Annotated in this window: 9 protein-coding genes; 3 read left to right on the forward strand and 6 right to left on the reverse strand. The window is 70.5% G+C overall.

What is annotated here, in order from left to right:
* Window positions 1-132: 132 nt before the first annotated feature.
* Together ACWIGI_RS14405 and ACWIGI_RS14410 are read right to left on the reverse strand one after the other, a co-directional pair.
* On the reverse strand, window positions 133-3,924 hold the full coding sequence (locus tag ACWIGI_RS14405) for a multifunctional oxoglutarate decarboxylase/oxoglutarate dehydrogenase thiamine pyrophosphate-binding subunit/dihydrolipoyllysine-residue succinyltransferase subunit (protein WP_454202833.1): 3,792 nt from the start codon (window positions 3,922-3,924) through the stop codon (window positions 133-135).
* A gap of 113 nt (window positions 3,925-4,037) precedes the next feature.
* On the reverse strand, window positions 4,038-7,850 hold the full coding sequence (locus ACWIGI_RS14410; protein WP_454202834.1) for an ABC transporter ATP-binding protein: 3,813 nt from the start codon (window positions 7,848-7,850) through the stop codon (window positions 4,038-4,040).
* 193 nt (window positions 7,851-8,043) lie between these two features.
* On the opposite strand from ACWIGI_RS14410, the gene ACWIGI_RS14415 reads away from it, so the two are divergent.
* Complete coding sequence (locus ACWIGI_RS14415) at window positions 8,044-8,577, forward strand: VOC family protein (protein ID WP_454202835.1); 534 nt, start codon at window positions 8,044-8,046, stop codon at window positions 8,575-8,577.
* 18 nt (window positions 8,578-8,595) lie between these two features.
* On the opposite strand, the gene ACWIGI_RS14420 is transcribed toward ACWIGI_RS14415, so the two are convergent.
* From ACWIGI_RS14420 to ACWIGI_RS14430, 3 genes are all read right to left on the reverse strand, one after another.
* Complete coding sequence (locus ACWIGI_RS14420) at window positions 8,596-9,390, reverse strand: ABC transporter permease (RefSeq protein ID WP_454202836.1); 795 nt, start codon at window positions 9,388-9,390, stop codon at window positions 8,596-8,598.
* A gap of 331 nt (window positions 9,391-9,721) precedes the next feature.
* A complete protein-coding gene (locus ACWIGI_RS14425) occupies window positions 9,722-10,666 on the reverse strand; it encodes an ABC transporter ATP-binding protein (RefSeq protein WP_454202837.1) in 945 nt (314 codons plus the stop codon).
* Entirely contained in the window at window positions 10,663-11,379 is a 717-nt protein-coding gene (locus ACWIGI_RS14430) for a hypothetical protein (protein WP_454202838.1), read from the reverse strand. Before ACWIGI_RS14430 ends, ACWIGI_RS14425 begins: the two co-directional genes overlap by 4 nt.
* A gap of 118 nt (window positions 11,380-11,497) precedes the next feature.
* On the opposite strand from ACWIGI_RS14430, the gene ACWIGI_RS14435 reads away from it, so the two are divergent.
* Together ACWIGI_RS14435 and ACWIGI_RS14440 are read left to right on the forward strand one after the other, a co-directional pair.
* Window positions 11,498-12,337, forward strand: coding sequence for a helix-turn-helix domain-containing protein (locus ACWIGI_RS14435; RefSeq protein ID WP_454202839.1), 840 nt, complete (start codon window positions 11,498-11,500; stop codon window positions 12,335-12,337).
* A gap of 4 nt (window positions 12,338-12,341) precedes the next feature.
* Window positions 12,342-12,749, forward strand: a complete 408-nt coding sequence (locus ACWIGI_RS14440; RefSeq protein WP_454202840.1) for a VOC family protein — start codon at window positions 12,342-12,344, stop codon at window positions 12,747-12,749.
* Between the two features lie 181 nt (window positions 12,750-12,930).
* Here the strand turns inward: ACWIGI_RS14440 and ACWIGI_RS14445 are convergent, their stop codons facing one another.
* The gene (locus tag ACWIGI_RS14445; RefSeq protein WP_454202841.1) at window positions 12,931-13,953 is read right to left on the reverse strand and encodes a glutathione S-transferase family protein; all 1,023 of its coding nucleotides are present in this window, start codon (window positions 13,951-13,953) and stop codon (window positions 12,931-12,933) included.
* Window positions 13,954-13,961: the final 8 nt, after the last annotated feature.

Consider the following 13,961-nt stretch of genomic DNA (forward strand, 5'->3'; position numbering starts at 1 on the left):
GTACCCGCGGTGGGCGATTCCGGCCGAGAGCGTGCAGGGCGGAGCGAGGCGGGCCACCTGCCGCAGGTGCTCGAACGCAACAGGGCCGGACCTCCAGAAGGAGATCCGGCCCCGCGGCGGAACGGTTTTCGCCTAGGAGGTGGGGCTCATGGCCTCGGCGATGATCTCGGCCTGTTCGACCGCGTGCACCTTCGACGAACCCGAGGACGGGGCCGACATGGCGCGGCGGGAGATCCGGCGCAGCTTCGCGAAGCGGGCCGGGAGGATCTCCGGGAGGTTCAGGCCGAAGAAGGGCCAGGCGCCCTGGTTGGCCGGTTCCTCCTGGACCCACGCCAGATCGGTGGCGTTGGCGTAGCCCTCCAGGGCCTCGTTGAGGCGGAACTTCGGGATCGGGTACAGCTGCTCGACGCGCACGATCGCGAGGTCGTCGCGGTTGTTCTTGACCTTCTCCGCGAGCAGCTCGTAGTAGATCTTGCCCGAGGTCAGCAGCACGCGCTTGACCTTCGAACGATCACCGTCGCCGGTCTCGTAGGTGGGCTCCTCGAGCACGCTGCGGAACTTGTTGTCCGTGAAGTCCTCGATGTCGGAGACCACGGCCTTGTTGCGCAGCATGGACTTCGGGGTGAAGACCACCAGCGGGCGGCGGATGCCGTCCAGCGCGTGCCGGCGCAGCAGGTGGAAGTAGTTCGACGGCGTGGACGGAACCGCCACGGTCATCGAACCCTCGGCGCACAGCTGCAGGAAGCGCTCGATACGGCCGGAGGTGTGGTCCGGGCCCTGGCCCTCGTGACCGTGCGGCAGCAGCAGCACGACCTCGGAGAGCTGGCCCCACTTGGCCTCACCGGAGGAGATGAACTCGTCGATGATGGTCTGCGCGCCGTTGACGAAGTCACCGAACTGCGCTTCCCACAGCACGAGTGCGTCCGGGTTGCCGAGCGAGTAGCCGTATTCGAAACCGACGGCGGCGAATTCGGACAGCGCGGAGTCGTGCACCGCGAACCAGCCGGCCTTCTCGGACCCGATGTTGTGCAGCGGGGTGTACTCGCCACCGGTCTTGCGGTCGATGATGACCGAGTGCCGCTGGGTGAAGGTGCCGCGCCGCGAGTCCTGACCGGTCAGGCGCACCGCGTGGCCCTGATCGATCAGCGTGCCGAAGGCCAGCAGCTCGGCGAAGGCCCAGTCGACCTTGCCCTCGTACGCCATCTCCTTGCGGCGGTCCAGGACCGGCTTGACGCGCGGGTGCACGTTGAAGCCCTCGGGCACGTTCACGAACGCGTCACCGATGCGCTGCAGCACCGACTTGTCCACGGCCGTGACCATGTTGGCCGGCATCTGCTGCTCGTCCTCGACGGACTCGGACTTCTCGGGCCGGTACTTCTCCAGTTCACGAACCTCGTTGAAGATCCGCTCCAGCTGGCCCTGGTAGTCGCGCAGCGCGTCCTCGGCCTCCTTCATGGAGATGTCGCCGCGGCCGATGAGCGATTCGGTGTAGGTCTTGCGCACCGAGCGCTTGGTGTCGATGACGTCGTACATGTACGGCTGGGTCATCGACGGGTCGTCGCCCTCGTTGTGGCCGCGACGGCGGTAGCAGATCAGGTCGATCACGACGTCGCGGTTGAACTTCTGGCGGTAGTCGACGGCCAGCTTGGCGACCCACACGCACGCCTCGGGGTCGTCGCCGTTCACGTGGAAGATCGGCGCGCCGATGAACTTCGCGATGTCCGTGGAGTATTCGGTGGAGCGCGAGTACTCCGGCGAGGTGGTGAAGCCGATCTGGTTGTTCACCACGATGTGCACGGTGCCGCCGGTGCGGTAGCCGCGCAGACCCGACAGGTTCAGGGTCTCGGCGACGACGCCCTGACCCGCGAACGCCGCGTCACCGTGCAGCATGAGCGGCACGACCGAGAAGGTGCGCGCCTCTTCGCCCTTGGTGACGAGGTCTTCCTTGGTGAGCAGATCCTGCTTGGCGCGCACCAGGCCCTCGAGGACCGGGTCGACCGCTTCCAGGTGCGAGGGGTTGGCGGTCAGCGACACCTCGATGTCGTTGTCGCCGAACATCTGGATGTAGGTGCCGCGCGCGCCCAGGTGGTACTTCACGTCGCCGGAGCCGTGCGTGGCCGCCGGGTTCATGTTGCCCTCGAACTCGGTGAAGATCTTCGAGTAGGGCTTGCCGACGATGTTGGCCAGCACGTTCAGGCGGCCGCGGTGCGGCATGCCGATGACGACCTCGTCGAGGGCGTACTCGGCGCACTGGTCGATGACGCCGTCCATCATCGGGATGACGGCCTCGGCGCCCTCGAGCGAGAAGCGCTTCTGGCCGACGTACTTGGTGGCCAGGAAGGTCTCGAACGCCTCGGCCGCGTTGAGCCGGGACATGATGTACTTCTGCTCGGCGACCGAGGGCTTCTCGTGCTTCTGCTCGACCCGGTCCTGAATCCACTGCAGCTGTTCGGGATCCAGGATGTGGGTGTATTCCACACCCACGTGCCGGCAGTACGCGTCGCGCAGGATCGACAGCACGTCGCGCAGCTTCATGCGCTCCTTGCCGTGGAAGCCCGCGACGTTGAACTCGCGGTCGAGGTCCCACAGGGTCAGCCCGTGCTGGGTGACATCGAGGTCCGGGTGCGAGCGGAACTTGTCGTGCACCAGCCGCAGCGGGTCGGTGTCGGCCATGAGGTGACCGCGGTTGCGGTACGCGGAGATCATCTCCTGGACGCGGGTCGACTTGTCGATGCCGCGTTCCTTGATGTCCTTGCGCCAGCGGACCGGCTCGTAGGGCACACCCATGCCGTGGAAGATCTCGTCGTAGAACTCGTCCGAGATCAGCAGGTTGTGCACGGCCCGCAGGAAGTCGCCGGACTCCGCGCCCTGGATGATGCGGTGGTCGTAGGTCGAGGTCAGCGTCTGGAGCTTGCCGATGCCGATGTCGGCCAGCTGCTCGTCGGCCATGCCCTGGAACTCGGCCGGGTACTCCATGGCGCCGGCGCCGATGATCGCGCCCTGTCCGGGCATGAGCCGCGGCACCGAGTGGTTGGTGCCGATGGTGCCCGGGTTGGTGAGCGAGATGGTGACGCCGCTGAAGTCGTCGTTGGTGAGCTTGCCCGCGCGCGCCCGTCGCACGACATCCTCGTACGCGGTGTGGAACTGCGCGAAGGTCATGTCTTCGGTGTTCTTGATGGCCGCGACGGCGAGGGTGCGGTTGCCGTCCTTGCCCTGCAGGTCGATGGCCAGGCCGAGGTTGGTGTGCGCGGGGGTGACCGCGTTCGGCTTGCCGTCGATCTCGGCGAAGTGCCGGTTCATGTTCGGGAAGGACTTGATGCCCTGCACGATGGCGTAACCCAGCAGGTGGGTGAAGGAGATCTTGCCGCCGCGGGTGCGGGCCAGGTGGTTGTTGATGACCAGCCGGTTGTCGATCATCAGCTTCGCGGGGATGGCCCGGACGCTGGTGGCGGTGGGGATGGTCAGCGAGGCCGACATGTTCTTGACGATGGCCGCGGCCGGACCGCGCAGCACCTTGGACTCGTCGGCCGACTCGGTCTTCGGCGCGCCCGCGGTGGGGGCGGCGTTGGACGTCTTGGCCGGAACGGTCTGGGGCGCGCGCTCCTGGGTGGGCGCGGCGGCCGGGGCGGGCGCCGGGGCCGGTGCGGGCTTCGGCGCGGCGGGGGCCGCGGGGGCGGCGGCCTTGGCGGGCGCCGGAGCCGCCTTGGGGGCGGGCGCGGGAGCCGCGGCGGCGGGAGCGGGGGCTACTGCCTGGCTGTTGCCGGAGTCGCCGGTGGCTTCCGGCGTGTAGTCCGCGAGGAACTCGTGCCAGCTCTCATCGACCGACGACGGGTCTTGCTTGTACTTCTGGTACATCTCGTCGACGAGCCACTGGTTCTGTCCGAACTGGGATGTTGAGCTGCTCACAGCAGGTGTTCGCCTCATTTCGTTCTTCGCGCTGCGACGTTTGTGACGTGCCCGGCACGGGTAATCGGCGGATGCGCACCGACGCGCCCCCTCTGAGGATATGCCCACGCCTCTTCGCGCCTGGGCATGGACTACCACCGAGCGGACACATCTTCTCGTGACGACTCGTCCTCGCCCGAGAATATTCCTACTTCGCTGCCCGCCGCAGCCCACAGGCGAGAGTAGCGACCTCCCATTGATAGCAATTCCTCATGAGTGCCGATTTCGGTGATTCGCCCGTGTTCCACGACCGCGATCCGATCGGCCTGCGCGGCCGTCGCCAGGCGGTGCGCGACGATCACCGAGGTGCGGCCCCGGGTCACCGATTCGTTCGCTACCAGCACCGATGCCTCCGCGGCGGGGTCCAGGACGGCGGTCGCCTCGTCCAGCAGCAGCAGATCCGGGCGGACCAGTTCGGCGCGGGCCAGCGCGATCAGCTGCCGCTGTCCCGCCGACAGTCCGCGACCTCGTTCGCCCACCGGTTGCCGCATTCGCAGCGGCAGGGCGTCGATGGCGGGCAGCGCGCCCACCGCGGCGGCCGCCGATTCGATCTCCGCAAGACTCGCAAAAGGTTTGCCAAATGCAATGTTGCTGGCAATGTCGCCGGCGAATAAGTGAGCTTCCTGCGGCACCACCCCGAGGCGCGAACGGAAGCCCGCCAGCGCGTAGTCGCGGATATCGATGCCGTCGACCCTGATAGCGCCGTTTTCCTCGTCGTTTTCGGCGCTGTGATGCGAATCCGCTATATCGATCTTCGATAGCGCCGTGGTCGAACCGTGATTTGCCTCACGCGGCATGTCGTAAAGCCGGGCAAGCAGTTTCACGACCGTGGACTTGCCCGCGCCGGTGGCTCCGACCAGCGCCAGACTCGATCCGGCGGGGATTCGCAAACTCACACCATCGAGGGCCGCGGTGCGGGTTCCGGGGTACCGGAAACGCACCCGGTCGAACTCGACCTCGCCGCGCAACCCGTGCTCGGGGGTGACCGCGCCGGCCGGATCGGGGGCGATGGACGACGGCGTGCGCAGCAGTTCGCCGATGCGCCGCAGGCCGACCCGGGCCTGCTGGTATCCGTCGAAGAGCTGGGACAGCTGATGGACCGGGCCGAACAGCAGCCCGAGGTAGAGCACGAACGCGACCAGGGTGCCCGCGCTGGTGACGCCGTCGGCGACCTGCCGCGCGCCCAGGAACACCACCGCGGCCAGCGCCACGTCCGCCCAGCCGCCGACGAAGGCGAAGAACAGCGAGATGGCGCGCTGGGCCCGCATCCGGCTGTCGCGGTAGCGGCCGGAGTACTCGGCGAAGCGGCGCGCGGCGCGCTCCTCGTGCCGGTGCGCCTGCACGACCCGCAACCCGGCCACGTTCTCGGCGAAGTCGCCGTTCACCGTCGCGGCGTGTTCGCGCGAGGCGCTGTAGGCCGCGTTGGAGGCCCGGCGGAATGCCCAGGTGGCCAGCATCAGCGGCGGGAGCGCGACCAGGACGACCAGGGCCAGGCGCGCGTCGATGACGGTCAGCGCCACCGCCACGCCCGCCACCATGAGCAGGCTCACGAGCGCGTCGGGCATACCGGTTTGCAGGAAGGTGGAGAGCGCGTCGACGTCGGTCGTCATGCGCGTGAGGATCTTGCCCGACAGTTCACGCTCGTAGTAGTCGAGCCCGAGCCGCTGCAGATGCGCGTAACTGCGCACCCGCAGGCCGAACAGCACCCGCTCCCCGGCCTTGGCCCCCCACACCAGCGCGGTCGAGGCCGCGATCCAGCCCACGACGGCCAGCGCGATCCCGGCCCCGGCCGCGAGCACCAGCGCCCCGCCGTCCTGCCGCGTCACACCACCGTCGATGGCGTACCGCACGATCGACGGAAACCCGACCCCGACAACGGCTTCCAACGCCAGCAGCGCCATGGTGCCCGCCACCAGCCACCGCACCGGCCGCAACGCGCTCGCCAGCCGGAACCCGGGGTCGGGTTCGCGCAGGGCCGTGCCGTCCATCTCGGGCCGCTCGTGCGGGGCCGGCAGCCCGCGCAGACCACGACGTACTTCCGCGGGAACGTCGTCGCGCAGCGTCGTCGACTCCGGTACGGCCGCTGCACCATTCGCGGCCGGTCCATCGTCTGTGCGCGACGACAGGCCGGTCGCGAGTGCCGGAGGGTTCAGGGCAGCGTGTACCGCCGTCTCCGGGTCGAGTGCGGCCGGCGGAGGCTCGGGGAGGCGGATCACGCGGTCGGCGCGGGCCAGGGTGGACTCGCGGTGGGCCAGGATCAGGGTCGTGCGGGGGCGATCGGTGGGGAGGGCGTCGAAGATCGCGGCCTCGGTGAGGGCGTCCACGGCGGAGGTGGCGTCGTCGAGGATGAGGACGCGGGGGTCGGTCAGCAGGGCGCGGGCCAGGGCTATGCGCTGGCGCTGGCCGCCGGACAGGGTGAGGCCGCGTTCGCCGACCACGGTGTCGTAGCCGTCGGGGAGGGCGGTGATGAACTCGTCGGCGGCGGCCCGGGTCGCCGCGGCCCGGATCTCGGCGGCGGTGGACTCGGGGCGGCCCAGGGCGATGTTGGCGGAGATGGTGTCCGAGAGCAGGAACGCCTCGTCGAAGACGACGCCGACGGCCGACCGCAGGTCGGTCGCGCGCAGATCGGCGATGTCGGCGCGGGAGTCGGTGTCGTACAGGCTGATCCGGCCCGACCGCGGGCTGTAGAAGCGGGGGATGAGCAGGGCGAGGGTGGACTTGCCGGACCCGGCCGGGCCGATGATCGCCACGGTCTCGCCGGGCGCGATGGTCAGGTCGAAGCCGTCGAGGACGGTGCGGTCGGGCGCGAAACCGAAAGTGAGAGCCTCGATCTCGACGCCGAGCGGCCCGCGCGGCAGCGCGACCGGGTGGTCGGGATCGGTCTGCTCCGGCGCGCTGTCGATGACCTCGTTGACGCGTTCGGCGGCGGCGCGGGTCAGCTGGGCCAGCACCACGACCATGGACATCGTGCGGGTGGCGGCGGTCATGGTGCCGACGTACGCGCTGAAGGCCAGGAAGGTGCCCAGGCCGATCGATCCGCGCAGGGCCAGCGCGCCGCCGACCGCGATGACCGCGACCAGGCCGAGCTGCGGGATGGCGGACAGCGTGGGCGCGAAGCGAGAGTCGATGCGGGCCGCGCGCATTCGTTCCCCGTAGAGGTCTCGCCCGTGCCGCTCGAGCACGTCGACCATGCGGGCCTCCTGGCCGAACCCCTTCACCACGCGCACGCCGGTGACAGTCTCCTCCACGTGCTGGGCGAGGTCGGCTGCGCGCTGCTGCGCGGACCAGGTGGCCGCGTACAGCCGCGGCCGCACCCGGTAGACCACCAGCCCGAGCACCGGGACCACCAGCAGTGCGGTCAGCGCCAGCGGCGGCGAGAGCCACAGCATGACCCCGGCCGCGAGCACGAATTGCACGGCGGCGAGCGAGGACCACGGGCCCATGGCCAGCAGCCCCTGCACCAGGGTGAGATCGGAGATGGACCGCGAGACGACCTGTCCGGTGCGCAGTGCGTCCTGGCCCGGTCCGTCCAGGCGCTGCAGCGCGCCGAGCAGATCCAGGCGCAGTTCGTGCTGCACGTCCAGGGCCAGGCGGCCGGCGAGCATGCGGCGGCTGAAGCTGGTGAGGAAGCGGGCGGCGGCGAGCAGGGCCAGCAGGCCAGCCATGGCGGTGATGATCTCGGTGTTCCCGGCGGTGGCGCCGTCGAGCGCGCGTTTGGCCAGCAGCGGCCCGGTCACCTCGATGACCGCGCCCACCAGGACGGCCAGCCCGATTCCGGCCAGCACCCACGGGTGCGCCCTGGACCGCTGCCACAGCCGCCGCAACCAGCCGTCGGTCCGCTCGTTCCCGGCCGTCGCGCTCACCACGGGGTCACCCCCGATCTCATCCACTCGCCGCACACTCATCTGCTTCCTCAACGATCCGAGCACCCCCCGTTTGTTCCCGGACGCCCGGGTTGTCCCGCGTGGCGGGCCGCCGGCGGCGCGTCCGTGGAGTGTCCGTCGAGTGTCCGGGTGCGAAGTCGGGACGTCGCCTTGTGCACGATGGCGTCAGCGTGATCGGCTGGACGGAACAGTCCATTCGAAAGGGGCCGCGCCCATGCCAATCCAGCGTCTCAACCACGCTGTGCTGTTCGTCTCCGACGTGGAGCGCTCGGTCGCGTTCTACGCCGAGGTGCTCGGGTTCCGCCGGCTGCCGATGGGTTTCCCGGGCGGCGCGTTCCTGCAGGCCCCCGGTTCGGCCAACGATCACGACCTCGGCCTGTTCCAGTCGCCGGATCCGTCGACGCCGCATCGCGCCGGCCGGGTCGGTCTCTACCACCTGGCCTGGGAGGTGGACACCCTCGACGAGCTGGGCCGCGTGCGCGCGGCCCTGTCGGCGGCGAACGCCCTGACCGGCGCGTCCGACCACGGTTCCACCAAGGCCCTGTACGCCGCCGATCCCGACGGCATCGAGTTCGAGGTCTGCTGGCTGGTTCCCGACGCCGCGGTCGAGGCGGAACTGTCCGCCATGACCGCGCCCACGGTTCCGCTCGACCTGCCCGCCCTCATCGCGAAGTACGGCGGCGACACCCCGGGCGGCCCGCGCACCGACCACGAGATCTGGCGGCGGATGTTCGCCGATCGCGGCTGAGCGCGGCCGGGGCGGTTGTCAGAGGTCGCGGGTGGTGGTGAACCACCACGCCGCGCCCGCGGCGCCGGCCGTCCAGACCAGCAGTACGACGATCGCGGCGGGGGTCGGGGCGATGAGGCCGCCGTCGGTGAACTCGCTGCTGGTCATGGCGCCGATGGTGGCCGACACCGGCAGCACGGCGGCCACGGCGGGGATGCCCGCGGCGCGGACGATGAGCCACAGCAGGGGTTCCAGGAGCACCACGGCCAGCCCGATCGCCAGCGCGCGCACGGGGGAGCGCAGCAGGAAGCCCAGGGCCGTGCCGAGTACCGACCAGCACACCGCGGCCAGCGCCACCCCGGCCAGGACGGCGAACAGCCAGGCCCCGATCTGCACCCGGTCCCGGCCGAACAGCAGCAGCGCGCCCACCCCGAGGGCTTCGGCGAGCAGGACGGTCGCCAGCGAGATCGCCGCCACCACGGCGGCTTTCGCCCCGAGCAGCACGTTGCGGTCGCGGGTGTACAGCGCGCTCACCGCGAGCGATCCGTACCGGTACTCCGCGCCCGCGGACAGCGCGCCGAACACCCCGGCCGCCAGGACCGCGGTCACCATGGCGAGGGCGGCGAACAGCCCGGGCCAGCCCGCGTCCGAGAGGATCCGGTCCTCGTCGTCGGACGGCAGCTTGTCCAGGACCAGCCCCAGCGTGGCGAACGCCAGCACCGCGAGCAGCGGAATCAGTCCGCCCAGCGCCTGATTCACCCGCAGCGACCCGGCCTTGCGTGCCTCCGAGCGCGCCGCCCGCACTACTGGTTCCGGCACAGCGATGCGGATCATCGAAAGTCCTTTCGTGGCGAACGGGCGCCCGCGGGCACGGATGAGCGGCGGCAACCGCTGATCGCGGTCCGGCTGGAGTCCGCGTGGGTGAGGCCGGCGCGGTCCCCGTGGGTCGAGCCGTCCGCGCCGAGGAAGGCGGCAACCCTGCCGCCCGCTGCGGTCCGAGCCGCGTCGGGATGCGAGCTGCCGACCGGGTGCGGGCACGCGCCTCGAACTCCGATCGCGATGTGGTGCGCGGGATGGGGTCGAGACGGGGAGACCCGTTGCGGGGGTGGGCATTCGGGCTCGCCACTGGTCGCCGTGGGTCGCGGGGCGGGCTGGGGATTCGTGGTCAACGCGGCATGCCGTAGGCGGCGGGGGTCGGGTAGGGGGCGGGGGCCGACCGGGTCAGGGTGGCCAGGACCTGGTCCGGGTGGATGTGTTCGGGGGTGATCTCGGTCAGCTGGACGCGGGCCTGGGAGGCGGCCGATTCCAGTTGGGCGAGAGTCACTTCGGCGATCGCCAGGCGGCCGTCGGGGCGCATGACCGCGTCGGTAAAGCCCTGGGCGGCCAGGGTGGTGGCCAGCGCGATGGGGCTGGAGGCCTTGACCAGCAACCGATCCGGATGGCTGCGCCGCAGGCGGGCCGGGCTGCCCTGATAGGTGATCTTGCCGTGATCGAGCACGATCAGCTCGTCCGCCACCGGTACCACGGTGCTCAGGGTGCGCGAGGTCAGCAGTACCGTGCCGCCGCGCCGGGCGTGCGCCTGCAGATACTCGAAGAGCCAGGCGCATTCGGACAGGTCCAGGCCCTGCAGCGGCTCGTCCAGCACCAGCAGCGGGGGATCCCCCAGCAGGGCCACGGCCAGCGCCAGCCGCGTCTGCGCACCCGGCGACTGTGTCGAAATCCGTTCCCCGGCCACGGCGTCGAGCCGGGTCAGGGCGAGCAGGGCGTCCACCCGATCGTCGGAAACGCCCGCGGCAGCGGCGAATACCCGCAGCTGCGCGCGCACGGTCCGGGCCGGATGCAGTCCGCGCGGGGTGAGCACGGCCCCGACGGGCTGGCGGCCGCGCCGCACCCCCGAGCCGGGTCCGCCGACGCTCGCGGTGCCCGCGCTCGGGCGCACCTGGCCGAGCAGCATGCGCAGCACGGTCGACTTGCCCGCGCCGGCCGGCCCGACCAGCGCGGCGATCGTCCCGGCGGGCACCACGAAACTGACCCCGTCCACCACGAGGGCCGAGCCGAAGCTCCGGCTCAGCCCGGCGGCGGCGAAGGCGAGCGGGCGCGCCTGGCTCACTTCTGGAGTTTCTTCGGCGCGGCTTCCACGGCGGGCAGCGGATCGGCGTCGATGACGAGCAGTTGCGGCCAGACCCGCGGCGGCGGTCCGAAAGCCTTGCGCGAGTTGTCGATCAGATTGTGGCCCAGGGCGCGGTTGCCGAAACCGCCGATGACGGCGCCGATTCCGGCGGGGATCACCTTGCCGAGCATGAGCGCGCTGCGCTTGGCCAGGAACTGCACCATGAAACGCTTGAGCAGCGAGTCGTTCATGGCGCTGAGTCCGGGGATCTTGTTGGCCAGCAGGTTGCCCCAGTTCTTGGCGGAGTGGCCGACGCTCTTCTGCACGATCGCCATGCCGCTGTCGCCCAGCACGACCGCGAGCACGAGCGCGCGGCGGCGTTCCTTGTCCTCGGGCGCCACGCCGTGCACGGCCGCCACGGCCAGGGTGTAGACGGCCGAGGCCTCCATGAAGAACGCGGTCTCCGCGCTCATGGCCGCGATCGAGGCGACGGTGCCGACGCCGGGGACCGCCGCGGTCGCGCCGACCGCGGTGCCGCTGCCGGTGACGGTGGTCAGGTACAGCTTCTCGATACGGGCGATGATCTGCGCCGGGGATTCGTCGGGGTGGCTGCGCCGCAGCTTCTCCACGTATTTGGCGACGGCGGGAGCCTGTACCTGCGCCCCATTGTCGAGCAGGGAGACAACCGCCCGCTCGAGCCCGGTCTTGTACATCGCGATCCCCTTCTTCGTGCGGTCCTCCGACCGAAACTCTATGGCAATCGGACAACGAACCGCGAGAGAAGCCGGTTCCGCCCCGCGCGTTCGCACCGGACCCGCCTACGGTGGGGAGGTGTCCGGTGTGTCGGAGGGCGCGAGCGGTGTACCCGATCCGCGCCTGCGCGAGTATGTCCTCGGTTACGAGGGTTACCTTTTGCGCGGATTCGAACCAGGCGTTCACGTGGGAATGCCCGGTCCGGGCCTGACCGTGATCGTCACTCTCGACGAGCCGCTGCGGATTCCGGTCACCGCTCATCCCGAGCAACCGGGCGGCAGCTGGGAGACCCTGGCCAGCGGGCTCACGGTCCGGCCGGTGGTCATCGCGCATTCGGGGTATCAGCACGGCGTCCAGCTCACGCTGACCCCGCGCGGCTGCCGCGCGCTGCTCGGCGTTCCCACCGCCGCGCTGGGTTCCTGGATGGTCGAGCTGGACGCGTTGCTCGGCGGCGAGGCCGGGGAACTGCGCGAACGTCTCGCCGCGACCGCGGACTGGAACGCGCGCTTCGCGATCTTCGACGAGATCCTGCTGCGCCGGATGCGGCCGGTGCGCTGGGATCCCGAGCTCGCGCGCGCCTGGGATCTGCTATCGGGCGCGGATCCCGGCGTGCGGGTGGCCGCGGTCGCCGACGAGATCGGCTGGAGCCGTAGGCATCTGAGCGGCAGGTTCGCCGCCGAGTTCGGCATCACCCCCAAGGACGCGGTGCGCCTGGCCCGCTTCGAGCGCTCGCACCGGCTGCTGCGGCTGCCCGATCCGCCCCCGCTCGCCGAGATCGCGGCGCTGACCGGCTACTACGACCAGGCTCACATGGCCCGCGAATGGCGTGAGCTGGCCGGATTGCCGCCCTCGGTGTGGCGCGAACGCGAGGAGTTCCCATTCGTCCAAGACCATCAGGGGGCCGGGGCGACAGGCTAGAGCCATGAGCGAATCGGCAACCACCAAGACCCTGACCACCATCTGGCCCGCCCTGATCTATCGGGACGCCGGCGCCGCGATCACGTTCCTGGAGAACGCCTTCGGGTTCGAATGCACCGCCCGGCACGGCTCCGGCGACGTCGTCGAGCACGCCGAGCTGCGCTACCCGGGCGGCGGCGGCATCATGCTCGGCTCGGTGCGCGCGGGCTCGACCCTGAGCGAGCAGCCCGCCGGGATCGGCGCGATCTACATCGTGACCGCCGAGCCGGACGCGCTGTACGCCCGCGCGGTCGCGGCGGGCGCGACGATCGTCCGCGAGTTGCGCGACGAAACCGATTACGAGTCACGCGGTTTCACCTGCCGCGATCCCGAGGGCGTGTACTGGAGCTTCGGCGACTACGCGGGGGAGTAGGGTCGCCTGCCGGGCCAGGTATCCCGGCACCGGTGCTCGGAATGCCCGCCGCCGGGCCGGCCGACCGCGAGCTGACCGACTGCCGGGCCCGGTTGACTGCCGGCCCGATCGACCGCCGGGCCGATCGACTGCCAGGCCGACCGACCATCGGTCCGGCCGGTGAACTCCGGCCGTCGAGGCGCTACGCCGAGTGCGCGGCCGGGACCACGTCGCCGGGCTGTGGCGGCGGGGGCGGGGTGCCGTCGCCGAAGGGGTTGCCGCCCAGCGCTTCCCGGCCGTGCGGGGTGAGCCAGTTGGCCAGGTCGGGGCCCTTGGGCACGACCCGCGTGGGATTGATGTCCGTGTGCACCACGTAGTAGTGCTCTTTGATCTGTGTGAAGTCGATGGTGTCGCCGAAGCCCGGGGTCTGGAACAGATCGCGGGCGTAGGCCCACAGCACGTCCATCTCGGTCAGCTTCTGCCGATTGCACTTGAAGTGCCCGTGGTACACCGGATCGAAGCGCGCGAGGGTGGTGAACAGGCGCACGTCGGCCTCGGTGATGGTGTCGCCCACCAGGTATCGCTGGCCGGCCAGGCGTTCGGACAGCCAGTCCAGGGCGGTGAACAGCCGGTCGTAGGCCGCGTCGTAGGCGTCCTGATCACCGGCGAACCCGCAGCGGTACACCCCGTTGTTGACCTCGGTGTACACCCGCTTGTTGACGGTGTCGATCTCCTCGCGCAGGTCCTTCGGGTACAGCTGCGGGGCGCCGGGCCGGTGGAACTCGGTCCACTCGGTGGAGAAGTCGAGGGTGATCTGCGCGTAGTCGTTGGTGACGACCTGCCCGGTGGCGATCTCCACGATCGCGGGCACGGTGATGCCGCGCGGATAGTCGGGGAAGCGGGCCAAGTAGGCGTCGCGCAGGAAGTGGATGCCGAGCACCGGATCCACCCCGCCGGGGTCGAGATCGAAGGTCCAGCTGCGTTTGTCGTGGGTCGGGCCCGGCATGCCGGCCGACAGCGCCGACTCCAGGCCGAGCAGCCGCCGCACGATCAGCGTGCGGTTGGCCCACGGGCAGGCCCGGGCCGCGACCAGGCGATAGCGCCCGGCCTCGACCGGGTAGCCCTCGCGCCCGTCGGCGGTGATCCGGGTGGTGATGTAGTTCGTGTCCCGCTTGAACCCGCCCGCTTCGACGTAGGTCCCGTTCTCCGATTCCGAGGTGGTCACGCGATCCA

This window comes from Nocardia sp. NPDC055321, from assembly GCF_053645575.1.

Bases quoted from the DNA above. Each gene is read 5' to 3' on its own strand.
- ACWIGI_RS14405 (WP_454202833.1), bottom strand. From the start codon at position 3,924: ATGAGGCGAACACCTGCTGTGAGCAGCTCAACATCCCAGTTCGGACAG.
- ACWIGI_RS14430 (WP_454202838.1), bottom strand. From the start codon at position 11,379: ATGTACAAGACCGGGCTCGAGCGGGCGGTTGTCTCCCTGCTCGACAAT.
- ACWIGI_RS14415 (WP_454202835.1), top strand. From the start codon at position 8,044: ATGCCAATCCAGCGTCTCAACCACGCTGTGCTGTTCGTCTCCGACGTG.
- ACWIGI_RS14440 (WP_454202840.1), top strand. From the start codon at position 12,342: ATGAGCGAATCGGCAACCACCAAGACCCTGACCACCATCTGGCCCGCC.
- ACWIGI_RS14410 (WP_454202834.1), bottom strand. From the start codon at position 7,850: ATGAGTGTGCGGCGAGTGGATGAGATCGGGGGTGACCCCGTGGTGAGC.
- ACWIGI_RS14420 (WP_454202836.1), bottom strand. From the start codon at position 9,390: ATGATCCGCATCGCTGTGCCGGAACCAGTAGTGCGGGCGGCGCGCTCG.